The following is a 22,140-nucleotide window of genomic DNA, read 5'->3' as shown; positions in this document are numbered from 1 at the left end:
ACCGAAGCCGTAGAAAACTCAGTCCGCCAGGCGGTCGGCGACCAGCCCCTCCTGCACCAGGGTGGCGGCGACCGCACCGTCGGCGCGCAGCAGGCTTGACGTGATCAGTCCGCGTCCCCGCTCGGCGGCAGGTGAGCGCGACTCCAGCAGGTTCCACTCCCCGGCCTGCACCGGGCGGTGGAACCAGATCGACGAATCCGTGGTGCCACTGCGGTGACTGCGCGACCGCATGCTGTGCCCGTGCACGGCCAGCGCCGGATCGATGCCGTACAGATCAGTGATGTACACCGCGATCAGCATGTGCACCAACGGATCGTCCGGTAGCTCGGTGGTGACCCGCCACCACATGCGGCGCACGAACTCCTCGCCCGCACCGTCGTCGGCGATGCGGATGTCGAACTCGTCGAGCGGCAGGGACGGCGCCGGACCGGGCGGGCCGGTGCACGGAAGCACCTCGGGGTCGTGTGGCATCGCACCGAGCCCGTGCGCGGGTCCGGCGAGCGCTGTCGCGAACGACACCGTGGCCGTGGTCAGCATGCGACCGTGCTCATAGGATTCGACACGCCGGGCCGAGGCGGTACGCCCGTCGTACACGCGGTGCACGCGATGCTCGACGGGTTCCCCGGCGTCCCCGCCGCGCAGGAACTGCAGGTGCATGTTGGTCGGTGACCGGTCATCCCCCACCGTCCGGCAGGCGGCCGCCAGGCTCTGCGCGGCCAGCAGACCACCGTAGGCCCGCTTGCCGGCCGGACCGCTGGCCTGCCCGGTGAACACATCACCGTCGGCGGCGCGTACGTCCAGCAGCTTCAGCAGGATGCTCATTGAGCGGTACCCGTTGCGACGGTGCCTGATTCGGTCAGCACGGCAATCTCGTCGGCTCCGAGCCCGAGGTGCTCGGCCAGCACGGAGCCCGTGTCGTCGCCGAGGGCGGGAGCGGGGACCGCGGGCGGATACATCCCGCCGATCGACACCGGCAGGCCCGGCGCCAGGTAGGTGCCGATGCGGGGTTGCTCCAGCGGAGCGAACAGCGGGTTGGCGACCACGCGCGCGTCGACGGCGACCTCGGCGAAGCTGCGGTACCGCTCCCACAGCACCGACGTCCCCGAGAGCGCCGCGCTGATCTCGTCGGCGGTGTGCTCGGAGAACCACAAGGTGAACAATCCGGTCAGCGCGTCGCGGTGGATGTAACGCTGCCCCTCGTCGGTGAAGTCGGCGCCGAATGCTTCAGCAAGGGCGGCAACGGCTTTCGTGGTGCCCGTGACCTCGGTGAGGTCACGGAAGTGCCGTCCGGTGAGTGCCACCAGCATGAAGCCGACGCCGTCGCTGCTGGTGAAGTTCTGGCCGTACGTGCCGTAGAGCGTGTTGCCGAGCCGCTCACGCCCGGTGCCGTTGATCATCACCTCGGTCAGGAATCCGAGATTGCCCGCCGTGGCGAGTGCGACGTTCTCCAAGGGAATGCTGATCCGGGCGCCCTCACCGGTGGAATCGCGGTGGCGCAGCGCGGCACTGACCGCCAGCGCCACGTACAGCCCGCAGCTGACATCCCAGGCCGGCAGCACGTGGTTCACCGGGGTGGACAGCTGGGCGGGCCCGGTGACCATCGGGAAGCCCAAACCGGCGTTGACGGTGTAATCCACCCCGGTGCCGCCGTCGGCGCGGCCGGACACCTCCACATGGATCAGGTCGGGCCGCATGGCTGCCAACACGTCATACGAATGCCATTGCCGTCCGGCCACATTCGTGATCAGCACGCCCGCTCCGGCGATCAGCCGCTGCACCAGCTGCTGGCCCTCCGGCGAACGCATATCGGCCGCCACCGAACGCTTACCCTTGTTCAGCCCGGCCCAGTAGATGCTGTCGCCACCGTCGGTCAGCGGCCAGCGGTGATAGTCGGCAGCGCCCCCGATGGGATCGACGCGCACCACCTCGGCGCCCAGCTGGGCCAGGGTCATGCCGGCCAGCGGCACGGCGACGAAACTGGAGATCTCGACGATCCGCACCCCGGCCAGCGGGCGGGTCGGGTCCGGCGTTACGGATTCGGCCATGGGAGTCAAGCTATCAAGCGGATGCCGCGGCCGGCGCGCGCCTACTGGACCGCCGACTGATCTAGCGTTCCACCGTGGCGAGCACCGTGTTGTTCGCGTCGACGATGTTGAGCTTTCGCAGCTTCGGCATGGGAATCGACGTCGCACCCTGGACCACGCCTGCCCCGGTCGGCATTCCCGCCCAGGTGGCTGCGGGCTGCATCTTCCCGCTGTCGTCCATCGTGCGCAGCGTGAACACGCCCTCGGTCGGCAACTGATTCAGGTCGAGGACGATGGCGGTCCCCCACGGCTTGGGCGTCAGCGTCACCGCCCCCGAGGCCCCCGCAGCAGCTACCGAATGCACGACGAAGGTTCCCGTACCCGGCGGACTGGTGTCTCCACGTGGGATGACCACCACCAGCGCGGCTGCGGCCAGGACAGCCGCGCATGCGCCCACCGCCACCCGGCGACGGACAAGCCGGCGGTTGGCCGCGGCTCGTCGCACGGCGAGCAGCTCGCGCAGAGCCGGCTCGGCGTCGCCGCCATCAGTGGGTTCGGTCTCCAGATCTACCCGACTGGCTTTACTCAGGAGTGCCGGCAGAGGCGCGAAATCGGCGGCCTGGGCCCGGCACTGCGCACATTCTTTGAGGTGGGTCTCGAACCGCGCGCGTTCTTCTGCATCGAGACCGCCGAGAATGTAGGCGCCCAGCAGGACATGAGGTTCATCGATCACAGCAGCCCCATCTCGTCGAACACCGCCCGCAATGCGCGCACGGCATAGTAGCTGCGCGACTTCACAGTACCCACAGCAACATTGAGCCTTTCCGCCGCTTCGGCGAGAGTCAGGTCATCGAAGTACAGCGCTCTGACCACCTCGCGATGTTCGGGGGACAATCGTTGCAAGGACTCGCCGATCACGATGCGCTCCAGGGACTTGTTGACGGCGTCAGCGCTGGGCAGCACCATGTCGGTGTCGACCAGCACTTCGCCTCGTCGTGACCTCCGCCGCCACTGATCGACGATGACGTTGCGGGCGATGGTGAACAGGAACGACCTGGGATTGCCTTCGGCCGTGTCGATCTGATCGATGTTCTTCCAGGCCCGGGCGAACGTCTCCTGCACGACGTCTTCGCGGTGTTGCACATCGACGACGTGGCCTGCGACGAACCGCCGGACGGCATCGCCGTGGCTGGTGTACAGCATGGTCAGGAGCCGATCATCAGCCGCACGCCCGAGCTGTGCGGCCGGCGATCGGCGACGTCGTGGACGGTTCGGCACGGTTCAGTACCTGGGAAGACCGTCACGTTGCACGACTCCGACTGTTCTTTCCATCCGATTACTATCCACGGGCTTACATACGCCGCGCGAGCTCACGAGGTTCATCGCTCCCGGGAGTCATTCGGCGCAGCATCCCATCGCGCAGAGTCAGGGTATGCAACAGCACGGCTGACACATGTGCGGCAATCAGCACGACCAGGGCGTAGGCCACGACCGAGTGACTGTTGCGCAGTAGGCCGAACAGGTCGGCGTCGACGGGTGCGATCGACGGCAGCCGGAGGCCGCCGCCCAGCACGACCGGAACTCCACTCGCCGACAACATCGCCCACCCCAGCAGCGGCTGCGTCAGCAGCAACACGTACATGCCGAGCTCCGAGCCGATGACTGCGACACGCTCGACCCGTCCGACCGTGGCAGGCAAGGCGGGCCCGCGATCGGTGAGCCGGTTCACCACGCGGACCACGAACACCACGAAAACCAGTCCGCCCAGAACTTTGTGCACGCTGAGCAGCACTGCATAGTCCGCAAGCGAATTGGCCAGCAGGAACCCGGCCAACAGGGTGGTGAACACCAGGATTGCGCCCAGCCAATGCAGAAGTTGAGTCCTGAGGGCGTAGCGGCGGCCACATCGTCCGGGCGATGCACTCATCGCGCCACCGCCTCTGCCTCGACCGCTGGGGTGGCTCCCGCTACACCGGCACGGCGGCGAAATGATGCCGCGTAGACCGATGACCGTGCCGGCAGGAGCGGGTCCTCCGACGGTTCGATCCCGTCCGGCAGCACCATGGGGTCGAAGTTGACATCGCGGGCGTTTCCGGCGGACTCCGCCGCGATCGAGTCGAGCACGACGGTCCCGGTATCGATCGTGCGCCGGCCGACCGGCCACGCGATGGTCGCGTCGCGCACGTCGTCCTGCGGTTCACCGATCGTCACGAGTAACCGCCAGCGCAGCGGGCCGGATCGAAGGTCTCGAACGACATTGTCGAACAACCAGTTCGGACTGTTCGACTCTTGGCTTGGCGGCTTCACCTCCTGCAGCGGGACCAGTGACCACCGCACAGGGGTACGGTCGCCGGCCTCGTTCACAAAGTAGAAGGCGTTCAGTCCCCGGAAAGTGCTGTCGGCGAAACCGGACGTCGGCGGTTGCCGCTTGATCACCGACATCGCGGCGACGGTTTCGGGATGAGCAGCCAGGAAATCTGCCATGGCGGCGGGATCCGGCTTGCCGGTACCTGGTACCGGCTTGGACGCCAGCAACCGGTCGTAGAACCCCTGCACCGAATTATCTTGAAATACGGGCAGGTTCAGCATGGCGGTCCGCCATTGTTGTCTGTCGGGATATCCGATCGCCAGAGCCAGGCCGCGCGGGGCGGCGGCGGTGTCAGACACCGTGGGATTGCCGCCGGGCACCGAGAATCGTCCGACCAGCGGAGTACGGCCGGCCCGGAACACAGCTGCCTCGGTCAGTTCGGCGCCGGCGCCGTTGCTTTCGAAGAACCCACTGACGGCAACGCCTTTCGCATGATTGAGCCGGTATCCGCGATGGACGCCGGCGACCTTGTGAAAGGCGTCGACGAATGCCTGCGGGGTCAGGCGTGCCTGGGACCCGAGCGGACCACGGGCGAGCAGCACCGAGCCCAGATCGACAGCCAGAAAGCCGCCGACGGCAGCGGCGCCGACCAACATGCTGCGCCGACTGATCGAACTGCTGCGCCACGCTGCGGGAATGACCGATCTCCGGTCCATGACGACCTACCTAAGTGTTGGGGCAGTACCCGCGGGTATACGCACACCGGCCGTCAAAGGTTCACCGCGGCGGCCTCGATGGTGTCCTCGGACAACAGCACCTCCAGTGCGGCATCGCCCAGCGGGATGAAGCTGTCGGCACTGGAGACCCGCCGCACCCGCCCGGTGAAGCCGTGGTCAGCGAGTTCGGCCAGGATGCCTTCCCCCACGCCCCCGGTGCGGCGGGTCTCGTCGACGATGAGGACGCGGCCGGTGGACTCCGCCTCGCGCAGCATGTCCTCGACCGGCAGCGGCGACAGCCAACGCAGGTCGACCACCCGGGCCGCGATCCCGGCGCGCTCCAGGCGAGCCGCGACCCGCAGGCTCATCCAGAGCCCGTTGCCGAAAGTCAGGATGGTCAGGTCGGTGCCATCACCGTAGGTACGCGCCCGGCCGATCGGAACCGGCTGCGCCGGATAGGGCGCCAGCCACCGCTGATCGCCGTCGCCGTGAAGGTCCCTGGTGTGGTAAAGCGCGATGGGTTCGAGGTAGATACACACCGCGCCGGCAGTTTTCGCGGCGGCAACGCAGGTGTGCAGCATGGCCGCGGCATCGTCGGGCCGGGCCGGTGAGGCGATCACCACCCCGGGGATGTCGCGGATCGCGGCGATCGTGTTGTCGTTGTGGAAATGCCCGCCGAATCCCTTCTGGTACCCGTAGCCCGCGATCCGCACCACCATCGGATTGCGGTACTGACGGTTGGAGAAGAACTGCAGCGTGGCTCCCTCACCGCGGATCTGATCGGCGGCGTTGTGCAGATAGGCCAGGTACTGGATCTCCGGGATCGGCACCAGCCCCGAAACACCGGCGCCCAGGGCCAGTCCCAGGATGGTCTGTTCGTCGAGCAGGGTGTCGAAGACCCGCCCGGGCCCGGCCGCAGCCCGCAGGCCGCGGGTCACCCCGTAGACCCCGCCCTTGCGGGCGATGTCCTCACCGAACACGATCGCCTCCGGATGCGCCTCCAGCACCTCCTGTAGCGCCCGATTGATGGCCAGAGCCAGGGTCAGCGGTGGGCCACCGGGCTCCCCCAGCGCAACACCGGAGACCGACCTGGCGTCGTCGAGCGTTTCGCGCAGCGGTGCCGTCACCGCCGTCGCACTGTCCAATTGCGGACAACCGGTCACCTGACGAGCCAGCCCCGTCACCTCGGTCCGTTTGTCCTCATAGCGTTGCAGCACCTGCTCGGGCGTCAGGATGCCGTGGGCCACAAGTGTTCTCGCGGTGTTCAGCACCGGGTCACGCTCATAGTCGGCAACGATGTCGGCCGGCCGCCGGTAGGCCTGCTCGTAGTCGGACCCGGCATGGCCCATCAACCGCACCGTGCGCAGGTGCAGAAATGCCGGTTTGCGAACGCGCCGGACCCAATTGGCCGCGGCGCGTGCGGTTTCGACCGCGTCGACGAGGTCGCAGCCGTCGGCGGCGAAGTACTGCAACCCTTCACGGCCCCCGTAGGCACGGGCGATCCACCCGCGCGGCGTCGGCGTGCTGATCCCGATGCCGTTGTCCTCGCAGACCAACAGCAGTGGCATCGGCAAACCCTGGTAGGCGGCGTGCAGGGCGGCATTGACGGCGCCGACGGTCGTCGAATGATTGGCCGAGGCGTCACCGAAACTGCACACCGTGACCGCGTCCTCCGGCCATGGGCAGGCCACACCGAGCTTGCGGGTGCGGGCGATCGAGAAGGCCACCCCGACCGACCGCGGCAGATGTGACGCGATAGTGGACGTCTGCGGAATGATGTTGAGGTCGTGACGGCCGAACACCTTGTGCCGCCCGCCGGAGATCGGCTCAGCCGTGGCCGCCACCAACCCGAGCAGCACGTCACGCAGCGGATCGGAGCCGTCGACCTGCGCGGCGCGGGCCAGGTAGAAGCCGCCCGACCGGTAGTGCAGCAGCGCCGGATCGGTCGGTTGCAGGGCGGCGGCGACGGCGGCATTGCCCTCATGTCCGGACGATCCGATGGTGTAGAAGCCCTGTCCCTGCGAACGCAGCCACCGCGCGGCCAGGTCCAGATGCCTGCTGCCCAGCTGAGCATCGAAGAGCGCCAAGGGATTCGGCACATCCAGTGCAGGGACATCCTCTGAGCCCGGTGCGGTGAGCGACGCTACCGTCGCCGTGAAGTACGCGTCGATGGGCTCGATGGTCATTCAGATCAGCTCGATCGCCTCGGCGATCGACGGCAGCACGCGACTCGGCCGGAACGGATAGCGCTCGATGTCGGCGACCGACGTCGATCCGGTGAGCACCAGGATGGTGTCCAGACCCGCCTCGATCCCGGCCACCACATCCGTGTCCATCCGGTCCCCCACCATCACGGTGTTCTCCGAGTGCGCCTCGATCCGGTTGAGCGCGCTGCGGAACATCATCGGATTGGGCTTCCCGACGAAGTAGGGGTCGCGGCCGGTGGCCTTGGTGATCATCGCCGCCACTGATCCCGTCGCGGGCAGCGGGCCCTCGGCCGACGGACCTGAGACATCGGGGTTGGTGGCGATGAATCGGGCGCCGCCGAGAATCAGCCGGACGGCCTTGGTGATCGCCTCGAAGGAATAGGTACGGGTCTCCCCCAACACCACATAGTCGGGATCGATGTCGGTCAGGGTGTAGCCGACCTCGTGCAGCGCGGTGGTCAGCCCGGCCTCGCCGATCACGTACGCCGAGCCGCCCGGCTGCTGGTCGGCCAGGAACGCGGCGGTCGCCAGGGCCGACGTCCAGATCGACGTCTCGGGCACGATCAGCCCCGACCGCGCCAGGCGGGCTGCCAGATCACGCGGGGTGAAGATCGAGTTGTTGGTGAGGACCAGAAACGGCCGTTGTTTGTCCGCCAGGGTCTGCAGGAATTCGGCGGCGCCCGGAAGCGCGTGCTCCTCGCGGACCAGGACGCCGTCCATGTCGGTTAGCCAGCACTGGGCAGGTGAACGCACCGGTCCAGTGTCTCAACTCGCAGTGCGGATCAAGCGGCAACGGAGTTATCCACAGGGTGTGGCAATGGCATGGCGGTAACGCCCCCGCCTCCATACGATGGGGCGATGGCAGCTCTCGAAGACCTCGAAGCGCGGGTGGCAGCGCTGGAGGCCTCCCATTTTGACTATCGCGCGGTGCTTGCGGCAGTCAACGCGTTGGGTGTCAATCAGCGTGAGCAGGGCCAACGACTCAGCTCCGTCGAGGGCCGGCTCACCTCGGTGGGGCGCGAACTGACGGACTTCCGTCAAGAGACCCGAGCCCGCCTGCGCTCAGTCGACGAGCATCTGGCCGAGATCAAGGACCTCATAACCGGACGGCGCTGAAAGCAACGGTCCGGTGAGCGGAAACCGCACAGCCGGGCCGTTGACTACTCAGTGGAGATCAGTTGGCGTGCTGATCGGCGACGTCGAGCGCGGAGTCCAGGATCGCCAGACCCTCGCGCGCCTCGTCTTCAGTGACGTTGCACGGCGGCACCACATGGATGCGGTTGTAGTTGGCGAACGGCAGCAGACCGTTGGCCTTGCACGCACCGACCACGGCGTTCATCGCCGGGCTGGAGCCACCGTAGGGCGCCAACGGCTCCCGGGTCTGCTGGTCGGCGACCAGTTCGACGGCCCAGAACACGCCGGCGCCACGCACCTCGCCGACGCTGCGGTGCTTGGTGGCCAGCTCGGCCAGGCCGGGAGCCAGAACCTCGGCCCCGATCTTGGCCGCGTTCTCGACCATGCCCTCGTCGGCCATCGCGTTGATGGTCGCGACTGCTGCCGCGGTGGCCAGTGGATGCCCGGAATAGGTCAACCCACCGGGGTAAGCCCGGTGCGCGAATGTCTCGTAGATGTCCGGGCTGATCGCCACCCCACCGAGCGGGACGTAACCGGAGTTCACCCCCTTGGCGAAGGTGAGCAGATCGGGCACCACGTCGAAATGATCGATCGAGAACCACTTTCCGCTACGCCCGAAGCCGGCCATCACCTCGTCGGCGATGAACACGATGCCGTAGCGGTCGCAGATCTCCCGCACCCCGGCCATGTATCCGGGCGGGGGCACCATGATGCCGGCGGTGCCCGGGATCGACTCCAGGATGATCGCGGCGATGGTGGTCGGGCCCTCCATCTGGATCAGCTTGTCGAGGTACTCCAGGGCGCGCTGGGATTCCTGTTGCTCGGTCTCGGCGTAGAACGACGAGCGGTAGAGGAACGGTCCGTTGAAGTGCACGGTGCCGGCGTTGCCGCGGTCGTTGGGCCAGCGGCGCGGGTCACCGGTCAGGTTGATCGCGGTGTCCGTGCCACCGTGGTAGGCGCGGTACCGCGACAGCACCTTGTAGCGGCCGGTGTGCAGGCGGGCCATGCGGACCGCGTGCTCGACCGCGTCGGCGCCACCGTTGGTGAAGAACACCTTGTTCAGCTCACCGGGGGTGCGCTCGGCGATCAGCCGGGCGGCCTCCGAGCGTGCCGAGTTGGCGTATTGCGGGGCCACTGTGCAGAGCTTGGCGGCCTGCTCGGCAATGGCGGCAACAACTTTCGGATGCTGGTGACCGATGTTGGTGTTGACCAGCTGGGAGGAGAAGTCCAGCAGTCGGTTGCCGTCGCCGTCCCAGACGTACGAGCCCTGGGCGGCGGTGATCGACATCGGCGAGATCTCCTCCTGCGCCGACCAGGAGTGGAACACGTGTGCGCGGTCTAGTTCGTAGGCCCGCGCGGCCTCGGCCTTCGCCGCGTCGACGGTCAACCCGTTGGGCAGCGTGGCGGACTCTTGAATCGCAGTCATGAGTTGAATTCTCTCACTTGTTCTCGGGGAAGCCGAGGTTGATGCCACCGTGGCTGGGGTCCAGCCAGCGGGTGGTGATGGCCTTGGTACGGGTGAAGAAGTGCACGCCTTCGGCGCCGTGCGCATGGCTGTCGCCGAACAGCGACGCCTTCCAACCACCAAAGCTGTAGTAGGACATCGGAACCGGGATCGGCACGTTGATGCCGACCATGCCGACCTCGACCTCGTTCTGGAACCGCCGCGCGGCGCCACCGTCGTTGGTGAAGATCGCGGTGCCGTTGCCGTAGGGGTTGTTGTTGATCAGCTCCAGCGCCTCGTCGTAGGTCTCGACGCGCAACACCGACAGCACCGGGCCGAAAATCTCATCGGTGTAAACGCTCATCTCCGGGGTGACGTTGTCGAGCAGGGTCGGGCCGAGCCAGAAGCCACCCGAATCCCGTTGACCCGCCCCGTCCAGGACGGTACGACCGTCGACGACGACCTTGGCACCGTCGGCCTCGCCCGCGTCGATGTAGGAGGCCACCTTGTCACGGTGGGCCTTGGTGACCAGCGGCCCCATGTCCGAATCCTTGGTTCCGTCACCGGTTTTGATGGTGGCGGCACGCTCGGCGATCTTGGCGACCAGCTCGTCGGCAACGGGGCCGACGGCGACGGCGGCCGAGATCGCCATACAGCGCTCACCAGCGGAACCGAATCCGGCGTTGATCATGGCATCGGCGGCGAGATCCAGATCGGCGTCGGGAAGGATCACCGCGTGGTTCTTGGCCCCACCCAGGGCCTGCACACGCTTGCCTGCCGCGGTGGCGGTGGCGTACACGTACTGGGCGATCGGAGTGGACCCGACGAAGGACACCGCCTTGATCTTGGGGTTGGTCAGCACCTCGTCGACGGCGGTCTTGTCGCCCTGCAGAACGTTGAACACGCCCTCGGGCAGACCGGCCTCGGCCCACAGCTGCGCCATCCACAGCGAGGCACTGGGATCCTTCTCCGACGGCTTGAGCACCACGGTGTTACCCGCGGCGATGGCGATCGGGAAGAACCACATGGGCACCATGGCGGGGAAGTTGAACGGCGAGATGATGCCCACCGGGCCCAGCGGCTGCAGCACGGAGTGCACGTCGACGTTGGTCGAGGCGTTCTCGCTGAATCCACCCTTGAGCAGATTCGGGATGCCGCAAGCGAACTCGACGACCTCCAGGCCACGGCTGACCTCGCCGAGCGCGTCGGAGAGCACCTTGCCGTGCTCGCTGGTAATGATCTCTGCGAGTTCGCCCTTCCGCTGGTTGAGCAGCTCGCGGAAGGCGAACAACACCGAGGTGCGCTTGGTCAGGGACGTGTCACGCCAGGCCGGGAACGCCGCGGCGGCGGCGTCGATCACCGCACGCGCGTCATCCACGCTTGCCAGCGCGACCTCGCCGGTGACCGCACCGGTCGCCGGGTTGGTCACCGGGGCGGTGGCGGTCGAAGTGCCGGCAAATACCTTGCCGTCGCGCCAGTGCTGGATGACATTGCTCATGGATTCCCGAACCTTCCTGTGGCGGTAAGTACTGGTAATCACTTTGGGCCACCGTCAACACCAGCGGGACGATCATCTTGTAATCCTGATCGGCTGGTTCATTACACTTTGTAAAATGATCCCGACCGTGCGCGATATCGTCAGCCTCCCCGTGGTGCAGGCCGGCGAGCCCGAGGTACTCAGCGCACAACAGCTGGACCGCCCGGTGCGCTGGGTCCACGTGAGCGATATGCCCGACTTGGCCGGCCTGCTGCAGGGTGGCGAACTGGTGCTCACCACCGGTGCGGCACTGCGTGACGCACCCCGCGACTACCTGCGACGGATGCACCGAGCGGGAGTGGTCGGCGTGGTCGTCGAATTGGGCACCCGCATCGAATCACTTCCCGACAGCGTCGGCAAGATGGCGCAGACTCTCGGCCTGGCGCTGGTGGTGCTGCACCGACAGACCAAGTTCGTCGAAGTCACCGAGGCGGTGCACCGCCTCATCGTGGCCGACCAGTACGAGGAACTCGAGTTCGCCCACCGCACCCACAAGACCTTCACCGAGCTGAGCATGAAACGCCCGTCGATGGCGGACATCGTCCGCGCGGCCGCCGAGATGATCGATGAATCGGTGGTACTGGAGGACCTGTCCCGCCAGGTGCTGGCGATCTCACCGCGCAACGAGCCGGCCACCACCGTGCTCGCCGACTGGCAACAGCGATCCCGGGCGATGACGGAACCGTGGGTCACCACGGCCGTCGGCCCACGGGCCGAGGAGTGGGGTCGGCTGATCGTCCCGCACGCCCCGGCCGCCGCGGACAAGACAAAGATGGTCCTGGAACGCGCCTCACAGGCACTCGCTCTGCACCGGATGGCCGAAAGGGGCCGGACCGGCCTCGAGCATCAGGCCCAGAGCGGGTTGATCGACGACGTTCTCGGCGGACGGATCGACGACGACCGCGAGGCCGACGCCCGGGCGCTGGCCCTCGGTCTACGCGCCGGCGGCACCTACCTGCCTGCCACCGTCCGGGTGGGTGCGCCACCGGACCGGCTCGACCCGGTGGGCACCCAACGCCGCAACATCCGGATCCTCGATGCAGTCACTCACAGCGTGAAAGCCCAAGGGCACAGCGCGATCTGCTCGATCCGGCGAGACGGCGAGATCGGCCTGGTGCTGGCGCTCAATCCGCGGCGCGGATCCAGTGCCGAAGTCACCCTGAGCAGGCTGGCCGAGGGCTGGCGTGAGGCCATCGCCCGCGGCGGCGACGCGGACAAGGTCGTCATCGCCGTCGGAGGTGGCGCCGGGGCGTTCGCCGACGCCGTCCACGGGTTGCGCGAAGCCGCCCACGTCGCCGAAGTCGCGGCGTCGATGCCGGATCTGACACGGCCGTTCGTGCGAGCCTCCGACGTCCGACTGCGGGGGCTGATCACGCTGCTGCTCGACGATCCGCGCGTTCAGATGTTCGCCGAAACCGAACTCAAGTCCGTTCTGATTCACGACGCCGATCAAGGCAGCGATGACCTGGCCGTGCTCCGCGGTTACCTGGAACTCGCGGGCAACAAATCCGCACTGGCCAAACGTCTGCACATGAGCCGCCCCGCGCTCTACGCCCGACTGGCCTCGATCGAACGGAGACTCGGCGTCAACCTGGACGACGGCGAATCGATGACGTCGCTGCACGTGGCACTGCTGGTGCTCGACGCGCAACGCAGTGCCGCCGCACAGCCGCCACGCTGAGAGCACCTCGGGACCCATACTTGTGCGATGGCAGATCGCAATGTGTTGGGCGGCCCGCTCGAGGAGTGCGGCACCGACCCACTTACCGGCTTCTACCGCGACGGATGCTGCTCGACGGGCGACGCCGACGCGGGCCGGCACACCATCTGCGCCGTCGTGACCACTGAGTTCCTGGACCACCAGCGGTCGATCGGCAACGACCTGTCGACACCGGCACCGCAGTACCGGTTTCCCGGCCTGGTGCCCGGGGACCGCTGGTGTGTCACCGCGGTGAACTGGCTGCGCGCGCACAACGACGGCCAGGCGGCCCCAGTGGTGCTGGCCGCCACCCACGAGCGCACCCTCGACGTGGTGCCGCTCGACGTTCTTCGGCAGTACGCGGTTGATGTGCCCGACGACCTGGGCAGCCTCTGAGGCTCCGTAGGCTCGAGACGTGAGCGTCGCACCCGATACGAGCGTCACCCTGGACAACCGCTTCGCCCGCGCGCTTCCCGAGATGGCCGTCGCGTGGCAGGCCGAACCGGCCCCCGCACTGCGGTTGCTGGTGCTCAATGAGGAGTTGGCGGCCGAACTCGGCCTCGACGCCTCGTGGCTGCGCAGCCACGACGGCCTCGGCCTGCTGTCGGGCACTGCCGTGCCCGACGGAGCCACCCCGGTCGCCCAGGCCTACGCCGGACACCAGTTCGGCGGGTACGTTCCGCGCCTGGGCGACGGCCGTGCGCTGCTGCTGGGCGAATTCGTCGGCGCCGATGACCGTCCCCGCGACCTGCATCTCAAGGGGTCGGGGCGCACGCCGTTCGCCCGCGGCGGGGACGGCATGGCCGTCGTCGGGCCCATGTTGCGCGAGTACATCGTCAGCGAAGCGATGCATGCCATGGGCATCCCCACCACCCGTGCCCTCGCCGTGGTGGCCACCGGGCGGGACGTCCGCCGCGAGACGCTGCTGCCCGGGGCGGTGCTGGCCAGGGTCGCCGACAGCCATCTGCGGGTAGGCAGCTTCCAGTACGCGAGCGCACACGCCCAGACCGTGGGCGACATCGCGCTGCTGCGGCGGCTGGCCGACCACGCCATCGCCCGGCACCATCCCGGCGCGGCCGATTCCGAGAACCCCTACCTGGCGCTGTACGAGGGTGTCGTCACGGCGCAGGCCAAGCTGCTGGCCCAGTGGATGCTCGTCGGGTTCGTCCACGGCGTGATGAACACCGACAACATGACCATCTCCGGTGAGACCATCGACTACGGGCCGTGTGCCTTCATGGAAATCTTCGATCCGGCAACGGTATTCAGCTCGATCGATCATGGCGGCCGCTACGCCTACGGGAATCAGCCGACCGTGGCCGCGTGGAACCTGGCCCGCTTCGCCGAAGCCCTGCTGCCTCTGCTCGCCGAGGAGGGTGACCACGCCGTCGAACTCGCCACCGGTGCACTGCGCGAGTTCGGGCGGCAGTTCGACGCCGCGTGGTCGGCTGGGATGCGCGCCAAGCTCGGACTGCCCACCGATGTCGACGACGAACTGGCCCGCACCCTGATCGACGACCTGCTCGTGCTGTTGCAGCAGAACCGAACTGACTACACGTCGTTCTTTCGCGACCTCGGCCGTACCGCACGCGGAGAAGCCGCGATCGCCGCCGGGTTCGACGAGTGGCTGGCACGGTGGCAAGCCGTGGGCCCTGACACCGCTGCGATGGACCGGGTGAACCCCGTCTACATCCCCCGCAATCATCTCGTCGAAGAAGCGTTGAACGCCGGGATGAACGGCGACATGGAACCCGTCGAGCATCTGATGGACGCGCTCGCTGCGCCCTTTGACGAACGTCCCGGGCTCGAACGGTATGCCGCACCCGCGCCCGACGACTTCGGTACCTACCGCACGTTCTGCGGAACCTGACGACCAGCCGCTACGGTAGGTCGGGTGACGACGATCACCTTGAATACACCCGACGGCCCGATCGACGCTCTGCTCGGCCTCCCCAGCGGGGAGGGTCCGTGGCCCGGGGTGGTGATCATCCATGACGCGATCGGCTACACACCCGACAACGAGGCGATCTCCGAACGCGTCGCGGCCGCGGGTTATCTCGCGCTCACGCCGAATCTCTACGCGCGCGGCGGTCGGGCCCGCTGCATCACCCGGGTGATGCGGGAGCTGCTGACCCAGCGTGGCCGGGCACTGGACGACATCCTGGCCGCACGCGACCACCTGCGGGCACACCCGCAGTGCACCGGAGCGGTGGGCATCGCGGGTTTCTGCATGGGCGGACAGTTCGCACTCGTCCTGGGCCCCAAAGGGTTTGGCGCGTCAGCACCGTTCTACGGCACCCCGCTGCCGAAGCGGCTCGACCAGACCTTGGACGCCTCATGCCCGGTGGTGGCCAGCTTCGGCCGCCGTGACCCGTTGGGCATCGGTGCGGCGGGCCGTTTGCAGCGCGTCGTCGACGCCAAGAACATCCCGGCCGACATCAAGGTCTACCCCGATGCCGGACACAGCTTCGCCAACCAGTTGCCCGCGCAGTCGTTTCTGCGGATCACCGGCTTCGGCTACAACGAGGCCGCCACCACCGACGCCTGGTCGCGCGTGTTCGCGTTCTTCGGCGAGCACCTGAGCGCTAAAGCCAACTGAGGCCGGCCACCACGAGCGCTTCGGTGCCGGTGTCCAACGTCGGCTGGAGCACCGGGCCGAACCGCGGTGAATGGTTCACCGGAATGTCCACACGAGCGCGATCGGCGGCCACGGCCGCGCGGAACGCCTCCTCGTCGATCCCGCCGAAGCCCCAATAGGTGTACGGCGCGCCCAGCGCAGCCGGGATGTCACCGAAGTCTTCACTGGCCGAACCGGCCGGCATGGTCTGTGCCCGGTCTCCGAAATACTCACGGAACGCAGCCTCGACACGAGCCGTCACCGCATCGTCGTTGACGGTCAGCGGAAAATTGGCGTACAACTCGAATTCCGGGTCGCGCGGCGAGTCGGACGCCTGACACTCAGCGATCACCACGCGCCGGATCGCCGCGAGCACCGCGGTGCGCACCGATTCGTCGAAGGTACGCAGGTTCAGTTCGAGTACCGCGTGGTCGCCGATGACATTGCTCTTGGTCCCGGCCTGAATGCTGCCGACGGTCAGGACGACCGTCTGGCTTGGATCAACCTCACGGGACACGATCGTCTGCAGCCGGATGACGATCATCGACGCCAGCACCACCGGATCCACCGTGGCCTGCGGCATCGAACCGTGCCCGCCACGACCGTAGACCGTGATCCTCATGCTGTCGGCCGCAGACAACACCGGCCCGCTGCGGGTACGCACCTGCCCCGCGGGCGCCGGAAACACATGCTGGGCCAACGCCACATCGACCGGGCCGACCAGATCAGCCAGACCGTCCTCAACCATCCCACGGGCGCCGTCGCCCACCTCTTCGGCAGGCTGGAAAACCGCAATCATGGTGCCGCGCCAGTGATCCCGCGCGCGGGCGAACAGTTCCGCAGCGCCCAGTAGGCACGTCACGTGCACGTCGTGGCCACAGGCATGCATGACCCCGTCGTGAGTGCTCGCGTACGGCAGCCCCGTCGCCTCCGTCACCGGCAGCGCGTCCATATCCGCACGCATCAGCACCCGGGGGCCGTCGCCGTTACCCAGAACGCCGACCACACCGGTTCCACCGACGCCTTCGTGCACGGTCAGGCCCGACCGACGCAGGCGCTCGGCCACCAAACCGGCAGTGCGTTTTTCCTGATGCGAGAGTTCGGGATTCTGATGCAGATCCCGGTACAGCGGCTCCTGCCAGGTGCGGACCTCGGGTAACCGCGTCAGCACCGCCTCGGCACGCCGACGAATATCGTCCCCGGTACTGTCCGTCGCCACTGCCGGCCCCCTGTCCGTCCGCTGCTACTCCGGCAACCGCAGTTCGGGCTTCTCGACCTCTTCGATGTTCACGTCCTTGAACGTGATCACCCGTACCTGCTTGACGAACCGGGCCGGGCGGTACATGTCCCACACCCAGGCGTCGGCCAGCCTCAACTCGAAGTAGACCTCGCCCTCGGAGTTACGCGGAATCAGCTCCACGCTGTTGGCCAGGTAGAACCGGCGCTCCGTCTCGACGACATAGCTGAACTGCCCGACGATGTCCTTGTATTCGCGGTAAAGCGAGAGCTCCATCTCGGTTTCATACTTCTCGAGATCCTCGGCGCTCATCTGGTGTGCTGTCCTTCTCGTTGTACTGGTGCCCTGTCGACCATCTTTGCGTACGTGGTTTCAGCATGCCGCATTGGTGCCACATCCCGCCGCACGTCTGTCATCTCTGCGGCCCGCCGCAGATCTACCGTCTCTGCGGCCCGCCGCACATCTACCGTCTCTGCGGCCCGCCGCACATCTACCGTCTCTGCGGCCCGCCGCACGTTCACATACGAGTAGCGGTGCTCCACACACGGCCCCAACTCCGTCAATGCCGCGGAGTGCGCCGGTGTGCTGTATCCCTTGTGCTCGGCGAACCCGTAGCCGGGATGGTGCTGCTCCATCTCGACCATCAACCGGTCTCTGCTGACCTTGGCCAGCACGCTGGCCGCCGCGATACAGGCGGCCGCGGCATCTCCCCCGATCACCGGCAAGGACGGCACTGCCAGGCCCGGAACCCGGAATCCGTCGGACAACACATATCCGGGCCGCAGAGACAACCCGGCCACCGCACGCCGCATGCCCTCGATGTTCGCCACGTGAACACCGAGTCGGTCCACCTCGTCAGAGGGGATGAACACCACGTGATAGGCCAGTGAATACCGGCGGATCAGGGGGAACAACCGCTCCCGCTCGCGCTCGCCCAGCTTCTTGGAATCGTCGAGGGAGGCCAGGCTGTCCATCCGGTTGGGGCCCAGTACACAGGCGGCCACCACCAACGGTCCCGCACAGGCCCCGCGCCCCACCTCGTCCACCCCGGCGACCGGCCCGAGCCCGTTGCGATACAGCGCTGATTCCAGGGTGCGCAGGCCGGATGACCTCCGGATCACCGGTCGCGGCGGCCACGACGTCTTCACCACTGGAGGCACAGGGCAGCTCCTAGGAGTCGGTCTGCGGGTTCACGCCATTGATACCGCCCCATCGGGACGGCGGCCAGGCGATGAACCGTGCCTTTCCGATCACATTCTCCACCGGAACGGTGCCGACCACAGGGTCGCCGGTACACATCACGCGTTCCTGCACGGGCATTTCTCCGGCGTCGGTGCGCGGACTGTCGCAATGCGCGCGCGAGTCGGCCGAATGGGTCCGGTTGTCACCCATCACCCACAGGCGATCGGGCGGAACAGTGACCGGACCGAACTGATTGCCCAGACACGGATAGAGGTTGGGGTCGACCATCATGGTGGCCGGGTCCAGGTACGGCTCGTTCAGACGTTTGCCGTCGACCGTCAGACCCGTGTCGGCACGACACTGCACCGTTTGGCCGCCCACGGCGATCACACGCTTGACCAGATCGTTCTCATCCGGCGGCACGAAACCGACGAAGGAGAGGGCGTTCTGCACCCAGCGGATCGCGGTGTTGTCCGAGCGGATCGATTTGTAGCCGATGTTCCACGACGGCGGGCCCTTGAACACGACCACGTCGCCGGGTTCGGGCTTGGAGAACCGGTAGGTCACCTTGTCGACCATGATCCGGTCACCCACGCAGCCGGCGCAGCCGTGCAGCGTGGGTTCCATGGATTCCGACGGAATCAGATACGGACGTGCGATGAACGTCAGCGTCACGTAATAGAGGACGAGCGCGATGGTCGCCAGAATGGCGATTTCACGGGCCGTGGAGTGCTTGCCCTTGGGCGACTCGTCCGGCGATTCGTCCTCGGGCGCGTCCGAAGGCGGCCCTGAATCAGAGTCGACGTCCGAATCGGATTCGGATCTTTCCTCCGAGCGCGCGTCGGCAGAGTCGGTAGGTCCGGTCACAGGCACCACAGTAGCGACGGTCGTGACCGGTCCCGCGACGAGAGCATCGTCAGGCGGAGCAGCGCGCTCAGCGCTTTTCCTTGATCTTCGCCTTCTTGCCACGCAGTTCGCGCAGGTAGTAGAGCTTGGCACGACGGACGTCACCGCGGGTCACGACATCGAGGTGATCGATGTTGGGCGAATGCACCGGGAAGGTGCGCTCGACGCCGACGCCGTAGCTCTCCTTGCGGACGGTGAAGGTCTCGCGGATACCGCCGCCCTGGCGACGGATCACGACACCCTTGAAGACCTGGATGCGCTCCTTGGAGCCCTCGATCACCTTCACGTGCACGTTGACGGTGTCGCCGGGGCTGAAGGTCGGGATGTCGTCGCGCAGCGACGCCTGATCGACGAAGTCCAGCGTGTTCATCGGTGACACTTCCTTGTTGTTGGCTGCTCCGGGCAGGCACGTACAGATCGCGCAGCCGAAGCTATTTTCGGGTGTATCGGGTTGCATCTCGCAGCGGAACGCGGACAAGCCGGCCCAGTCCTGCGCAGACAACTGCTCAATTGTGCCAGACGGGTCCCCATACCGTGAAATCCGGCGGGTCGGTCCACCCGTTTGCCCCGACTCCTGCACCATACTGCGAGCACTACTGAGCAGCGGGCCACCCGTCGGACAGTTAGGCTTCATCCACCGATGCGCCGGTCCTGCAGAGCCCATCGGGTTTTTTGACGGTTCAAGGAGGACCATGCGACGGGGGCCGTCGAAGCTGACGATGGCGAGCGCAGCCAGCGTCACCGCAGTCGTGGCGAGTGCCGTGATAGCCGTCGGTTGCGAAGCCCGGGTGTACGGCACTCCCCCGGCTGCACCCGGAGCACTGCCGCAGCTGACCGTCGTCGTCCCCCAGGGCGGCATGGCTCCGCTGCCCGAGCCATCGCCCGGCGAACCCGCCGCCACCTTCCTGGGCCTCGAGGGCCGCGCACAGCAGGCGACCGAGGACGCTGCCGACGCCGGCGCCGAGATCACCGTGCTGGTCCTCGACCGCAACACCGGCCAACTGGTCTCCAACGGAAACGCGACGACCATCGCCATCGCCTCGGTGGTCAAGCTGTTCATCGCCGATGATCTGCTGTTGCAGGAAGCCAAACGGCAAACGGTGCTCAGCCCCGAGGACCGTGAGAACCTCGACGTGATGCTGCGGTCCTCGGACGACAGCGCCGCCGAGGTGTTCTGGAACCGCAGCGGTGGAAGCGCCATCGTCGACCGGGTGGCCGCCCGCTACGGCTTGAGCTCGACCCAGCGGCCGAACGACGGGCGCTGGTGGAACACCATCAGCACCGCAGCCGATCTGGTGCGCTACTACGACATGTTGATGAACGGCAGCGGCGGCCTGCCCGCCGAACAGGCCAACGTCATCCTGTCCAACCTGGCACAGTCCACCCCGGACGCCATCGACGGCACGCAACCGGACGGCACGTACCCGCAGCGATTCGGAATTCCTGAGGGCCTTTACGCCGAACCGGTCGCGGTCAAGCAGGGTTGGATGTGCTGCATCGGTTCGGACTGGATGCACCTGTCGACCGGCGTGGTCGGCCCCGATCGCCGGTTCATCATGGTGATCGGCTCGCTGCAGCCCACCAACGCCGCCACTGCACGCGACACCATCACCGACGCCGTGAAGACGATGTTCCCCGGCGGCCGGATCTAGGACTCGTCGAGCAGGTCCGGTCGGCGCTCGCGCGTGCGCTGCAGCGACTGCTCGTGGCGCCACGCTTCGATCTTGGCGTGGTCCCCCGACCGCAGCACATCGGGCACATCCAACCCCCGCCAGCTCTGCGGGCGGGTATAGCTGGGTCCTTCGAGCAGGCCGTCGGAATGCGAATCCTGCTGGTGCGATGCCGGATTACCCAACACGTCCGGCATCAACCGGACCACCGCCTCGATCATGACCAGTGCCGCCGACTCGCCGCCGTTGAGGACGTAATCACCGATGGAAACCTCTTCGACCCGCATCCGGCGGGCCGCGTCGTCGGCTACCCGCTGGTCGATCCCCTCGTAGCGTCCACACGCGAACACCAGATGCGACTCTGCACTCCAGCGCTCGGCCACGACCTGGGTGAAGGGGCGTCCCGCCGGAGTCGGCACGACCAGAAGTGTTTCCTCAGAACATATTTCGTCGAGCGCTTCGCCCCATACGGGCGCTTTCATGACCATTCCCGGACCGCCACCGTACGGTGAGTCGTCCACCGACCGGTGCACATCGTGGGTCCAGTTCCGCAGGTCATGCACGGCAACGGAGAGTATTCCGGCGTCGATCGCCTTGCCCGGCAACGCTTGCCGGATGGGATCGAGGTAGGCCGGGAAGATCGTGATGACGTCAATACGCACTGCGCGGCCCGTCAGACCTGGTCCAGGTTCAGCAGACCGTCTGGAGGATCGATGACGACAGTTCCGGTGTCCCGGGACACCGAGGTGACGATGGCACTGACGAACGGCACCAACACTTCGCGGCCATCCGAATCGGCCTTGACCGACAACAGCTCGCCGGCCGCGGTGTGCAGCACCTCGCGAATCACACCCACCGCGGCACCCTCGACCGTGACGACCCGCAAGCCTTCGAGTTCGTGGTCATAGAACTCATCGGGATCGTCGATGGCGGGCAGGTCGGCGGTGTCGACGATGAACACCGTGCCACGCAACTCGTCGGCCGCGTTGCGATCGGCCACACCGGCCAGGCGGATCAGTAACCGACCCGCGTGATCACGCACGGATTCGACTGAGAAAGTGCGCTCGGCACCCCCCTTGGCGCGGCCCCGAAGGACCGCGCCGGGGGTGAAACGGGCATCCGGGTCGTCGGTACGAATCTCGACGACGACCTCACCGGTAATGCCGTGAGCTTTGGCAACCCGCCCGACAACCAGGTCCATGGATCCGACGCTACTGGTCGGTGTCCACCACGTCGACGCGGATTCCGCGCCCACCGATGCCTGCGACCAGGGTGCGCAGCGCGGTGGCCGTGCGGCCGCCGCGACCGATGACCTTGCCCAGGTCATCGGGGTGCACGTGCACCTCGACGGTCCGCCCACGGCGGCTGGTGACCATGTCGACGCGTACGTCGTCGGGATTGTCCACGATGCCGCGGACCAGGTGCTCGACGGCGTCGACCACGACAGAACTCACTGCGA

Annotated in this window: 24 protein-coding genes; 6 read left to right on the top strand and 18 right to left on the bottom strand. The window is 67.1% G+C overall.

Annotation, left to right across the window (positions count from 1 at the left end; all coding sequences use genetic code 11):
• Positions 1 to 18 precede the first annotated feature (18 nt).
• From AC4LGL_RS10590 to AC4LGL_RS10555, 8 genes are all read right to left on the bottom strand, one after another.
• Complete coding sequence (locus tag AC4LGL_RS10590) at positions 19 to 822, bottom strand: acyl-CoA thioesterase (RefSeq protein WP_491838658.1); 804 nt, start codon at positions 820 to 822, stop codon at positions 19 to 21.
• Complete coding sequence (locus AC4LGL_RS10585; protein WP_491838657.1) at positions 819 to 2,045, bottom strand: CoA transferase; 1,227 nt, start codon at positions 2,043 to 2,045, stop codon at positions 819 to 821. Before AC4LGL_RS10585 ends, AC4LGL_RS10590 begins: the two co-directional genes overlap by 4 nt.
• A 61-nt stretch (positions 2,046 to 2,106) precedes the next feature.
• Positions 2,107 to 2,757, bottom strand: a complete 651-nt coding sequence (locus AC4LGL_RS10580; protein ID WP_491838656.1) for a zf-HC2 domain-containing protein — start codon at positions 2,755 to 2,757, stop codon at positions 2,107 to 2,109.
• Positions 2,754 to 3,302, bottom strand: coding sequence for a sigma-70 family RNA polymerase sigma factor (locus AC4LGL_RS10575; protein WP_491838655.1), 549 nt, complete (start codon positions 3,300 to 3,302; stop codon positions 2,754 to 2,756). Before AC4LGL_RS10575 ends, AC4LGL_RS10580 begins: the two co-directional genes overlap by 4 nt.
• A gap of 73 nt (positions 3,303 to 3,375) precedes the next feature.
• Positions 3,376 to 3,951, bottom strand: a complete 576-nt coding sequence (locus AC4LGL_RS10570; RefSeq protein WP_491838654.1) for a cytochrome b — start codon at positions 3,949 to 3,951, stop codon at positions 3,376 to 3,378.
• Positions 3,948 to 5,048, bottom strand: coding sequence for a catalase family peroxidase (locus tag AC4LGL_RS10565; protein WP_491838653.1), 1,101 nt, complete (start codon positions 5,046 to 5,048; stop codon positions 3,948 to 3,950). The genes AC4LGL_RS10570 and AC4LGL_RS10565 overlap by 4 nt, the downstream gene beginning before the upstream one ends.
• Positions 5,049 to 5,101: 53 nt before the next feature.
• Positions 5,102 to 7,234, bottom strand: coding sequence for a thiamine pyrophosphate-dependent enzyme (locus AC4LGL_RS10560; protein ID WP_491838652.1), 2,133 nt, complete (start codon positions 7,232 to 7,234; stop codon positions 5,102 to 5,104).
• On the bottom strand, positions 7,235 to 8,008 hold the full coding sequence (locus AC4LGL_RS10555; protein WP_491838651.1) for an HAD-IIA family hydrolase: 774 nt from the start codon (positions 8,006 to 8,008) through the stop codon (positions 7,235 to 7,237).
• Positions 8,009 to 8,113: 105 nt separating this feature from the next.
• Here AC4LGL_RS10555 and AC4LGL_RS10550 point away from each other — a divergent pair, with 105 nt between their 5' ends.
• The gene (locus AC4LGL_RS10550) at positions 8,114 to 8,371 is read left to right on the top strand and encodes a hypothetical protein (protein WP_491838650.1); all 258 of its coding nucleotides are present in this window, start codon (positions 8,114 to 8,116) and stop codon (positions 8,369 to 8,371) included.
• Positions 8,372 to 8,429: 58 nt separating this feature from the next.
• Here the strand turns inward: AC4LGL_RS10550 and AC4LGL_RS10545 are convergent, their stop codons facing one another.
• A complete protein-coding gene (locus tag AC4LGL_RS10545; protein ID WP_491838649.1) occupies positions 8,430 to 9,815 on the bottom strand; it encodes an aspartate aminotransferase family protein in 1,386 nt (461 codons plus the stop codon).
• Positions 9,816 to 9,828: 13 nt separating this feature from the next.
• Positions 9,829 to 11,331, bottom strand: a complete 1,503-nt coding sequence (locus tag AC4LGL_RS10540; RefSeq protein WP_064959879.1) for a CoA-acylating methylmalonate-semialdehyde dehydrogenase — start codon at positions 11,329 to 11,331, stop codon at positions 9,829 to 9,831.
• A gap of 115 nt (positions 11,332 to 11,446) precedes the next feature.
• Between AC4LGL_RS10540 and AC4LGL_RS10535 the strand changes: the two genes are divergently transcribed.
• From AC4LGL_RS10535 to AC4LGL_RS10520, 4 genes are read left to right on the top strand one after another with little or no spacing between them, the layout of a single operon-like run.
• The gene (locus AC4LGL_RS10535) at positions 11,447 to 13,051 is read left to right on the top strand and encodes a PucR family transcriptional regulator (RefSeq protein ID WP_491838648.1); all 1,605 of its coding nucleotides are present in this window, start codon (positions 11,447 to 11,449) and stop codon (positions 13,049 to 13,051) included.
• A gap of 27 nt (positions 13,052 to 13,078) precedes the next feature.
• Positions 13,079 to 13,465: a DUF2237 family protein gene (locus tag AC4LGL_RS10530; protein ID WP_491838647.1), complete on the top strand. Its 387-nt coding sequence runs from the start codon at positions 13,079 to 13,081 to the stop codon at positions 13,463 to 13,465.
• Positions 13,466 to 13,484: 19 nt separating this feature from the next.
• Positions 13,485 to 14,939 (top strand): protein adenylyltransferase SelO, encoded by a 1,455-nt coding sequence (locus tag AC4LGL_RS10525; protein ID WP_491838646.1) that lies wholly within the window; start codon positions 13,485 to 13,487, stop codon positions 14,937 to 14,939.
• A 24-nt stretch (positions 14,940 to 14,963) separates the two neighbouring features.
• Positions 14,964 to 15,668: a dienelactone hydrolase family protein gene (locus AC4LGL_RS10520; protein WP_491838645.1), complete on the top strand. Its 705-nt coding sequence runs from the start codon at positions 14,964 to 14,966 to the stop codon at positions 15,666 to 15,668.
• On the opposite strand, the gene AC4LGL_RS10515 is transcribed toward AC4LGL_RS10520, so the two are convergent.
• The 5 genes from AC4LGL_RS10515 to rplS form a co-directional block, all read right to left on the bottom strand.
• Positions 15,655 to 16,857, bottom strand: a complete 1,203-nt coding sequence (locus AC4LGL_RS10515; RefSeq protein ID WP_491839325.1) for an amidohydrolase — start codon at positions 16,855 to 16,857, stop codon at positions 15,655 to 15,657. The genes AC4LGL_RS10520 and AC4LGL_RS10515 overlap by 14 nt on opposite strands.
• 72 nt (positions 16,858 to 16,929) lie before the next feature.
• Positions 16,930 to 17,235 (bottom strand): DUF2469 domain-containing protein, encoded by a 306-nt coding sequence (locus AC4LGL_RS10510; protein ID WP_003881082.1) that lies wholly within the window; start codon positions 17,233 to 17,235, stop codon positions 16,930 to 16,932.
• Positions 17,232 to 18,071: a ribonuclease HII gene (locus AC4LGL_RS10505; protein ID WP_491839324.1), complete on the bottom strand. Its 840-nt coding sequence runs from the start codon at positions 18,069 to 18,071 to the stop codon at positions 17,232 to 17,234. The genes AC4LGL_RS10510 and AC4LGL_RS10505 overlap by 4 nt, the downstream gene beginning before the upstream one ends.
• A 22-nt stretch (positions 18,072 to 18,093) precedes the next feature.
• Positions 18,094 to 18,972 (bottom strand): signal peptidase I, encoded by an 879-nt coding sequence (lepB, locus tag AC4LGL_RS10500; RefSeq protein WP_491838644.1) that lies wholly within the window; start codon positions 18,970 to 18,972, stop codon positions 18,094 to 18,096.
• 67 nt (positions 18,973 to 19,039) lie between these two features.
• Entirely contained in the window at positions 19,040 to 19,381 is a 342-nt protein-coding gene (gene rplS / locus AC4LGL_RS10495; protein WP_029111328.1) for a 50S ribosomal protein L19, read from the bottom strand.
• A 322-nt stretch (positions 19,382 to 19,703) separates the two neighbouring features.
• On the opposite strand from rplS, the gene AC4LGL_RS10490 reads away from it, so the two are divergent.
• Complete coding sequence (locus AC4LGL_RS10490; RefSeq protein ID WP_491838643.1) at positions 19,704 to 20,663, top strand: serine hydrolase; 960 nt, start codon at positions 19,704 to 19,706, stop codon at positions 20,661 to 20,663.
• On the opposite strand, the gene trmD is transcribed toward AC4LGL_RS10490, so the two are convergent.
• The 3 genes from trmD to AC4LGL_RS10475 are packed head-to-tail and all read right to left on the bottom strand — an operon-like array spanning position 20,660 to position 22,135.
• The gene (gene trmD / locus AC4LGL_RS10485; protein ID WP_491838642.1) at positions 20,660 to 21,343 is read right to left on the bottom strand and encodes a tRNA (guanosine(37)-N1)-methyltransferase TrmD; all 684 of its coding nucleotides are present in this window, start codon (positions 21,341 to 21,343) and stop codon (positions 20,660 to 20,662) included. The genes AC4LGL_RS10490 and trmD overlap by 4 nt on opposite strands.
• 11 nt (positions 21,344 to 21,354) lie before the next feature.
• Positions 21,355 to 21,882: a ribosome maturation factor RimM gene (gene rimM / locus AC4LGL_RS10480; RefSeq protein ID WP_491838641.1), complete on the bottom strand. Its 528-nt coding sequence runs from the start codon at positions 21,880 to 21,882 to the stop codon at positions 21,355 to 21,357.
• Positions 21,883 to 21,892: 10 nt separating this feature from the next.
• On the bottom strand, positions 21,893 to 22,135 hold the full coding sequence (locus tag AC4LGL_RS10475; RefSeq protein ID WP_003881089.1) for an RNA-binding protein: 243 nt from the start codon (positions 22,133 to 22,135) through the stop codon (positions 21,893 to 21,895).
• Positions 22,136 to 22,140 lie beyond the last annotated feature (5 nt).

Source organism: Mycolicibacterium arcueilense, from assembly GCF_058536225.1.
The sequence above is the reverse complement of the archived record's forward strand: the minus strand, read 5'-3'. Positions and strand labels throughout refer to the sequence as shown.

What these genes read in the sequence shown, in the direction of transcription:
- AC4LGL_RS10585 (WP_491838657.1), bottom strand. Translation starts at nt 2,045, where the DNA reads ATGGCCGAATCCGTAACGCCGGACCCGACCCGCCCGCTGGCCGGGGTG.
- AC4LGL_RS10535 (WP_491838648.1), top strand. Translation starts at nt 11,447, where the DNA reads ATGATCCCGACCGTGCGCGATATCGTCAGCCTCCCCGTGGTGCAGGCC.
- rplS (WP_029111328.1), bottom strand. Translation starts at nt 19,381, where the DNA reads ATGAACACGCTGGACTTCGTCGATCAGGCGTCGCTGCGCGACGACATC.
- AC4LGL_RS10545 (WP_491838649.1), bottom strand. Translation starts at nt 9,815, where the DNA reads ATGACTGCGATTCAAGAGTCCGCCACGCTGCCCAACGGGTTGACCGTC.
- AC4LGL_RS10530 (WP_491838647.1), top strand. Translation starts at nt 13,079, where the DNA reads ATGGCAGATCGCAATGTGTTGGGCGGCCCGCTCGAGGAGTGCGGCACC.
- AC4LGL_RS10590 (WP_491838658.1), bottom strand. Translation starts at nt 822, where the DNA reads ATGAGCATCCTGCTGAAGCTGCTGGACGTACGCGCCGCCGACGGTGAT.
- AC4LGL_RS10565 (WP_491838653.1), bottom strand. Translation starts at nt 5,048, where the DNA reads ATGGACCGGAGATCGGTCATTCCCGCAGCGTGGCGCAGCAGTTCGATC.
- AC4LGL_RS10560 (WP_491838652.1), bottom strand. Translation starts at nt 7,234, where the DNA reads ATGACCATCGAGCCCATCGACGCGTACTTCACGGCGACGGTAGCGTCG.
- rimM (WP_491838641.1), bottom strand. Translation starts at nt 21,882, where the DNA reads ATGGACCTGGTTGTCGGGCGGGTTGCCAAAGCTCACGGCATTACCGGT.
- AC4LGL_RS10490 (WP_491838643.1), top strand. Translation starts at nt 19,704, where the DNA reads ATGCGACGGGGGCCGTCGAAGCTGACGATGGCGAGCGCAGCCAGCGTC.
- AC4LGL_RS10510 (WP_003881082.1), bottom strand. Translation starts at nt 17,235, where the DNA reads ATGAGCGCCGAGGATCTCGAGAAGTATGAAACCGAGATGGAGCTCTCG.
- AC4LGL_RS10550 (WP_491838650.1), top strand. Translation starts at nt 8,114, where the DNA reads ATGGCAGCTCTCGAAGACCTCGAAGCGCGGGTGGCAGCGCTGGAGGCC.
- AC4LGL_RS10570 (WP_491838654.1), bottom strand. Translation starts at nt 3,951, where the DNA reads ATGAGTGCATCGCCCGGACGATGTGGCCGCCGCTACGCCCTCAGGACT.
- AC4LGL_RS10540 (WP_064959879.1), bottom strand. Translation starts at nt 11,331, where the DNA reads ATGAGCAATGTCATCCAGCACTGGCGCGACGGCAAGGTATTTGCCGGC.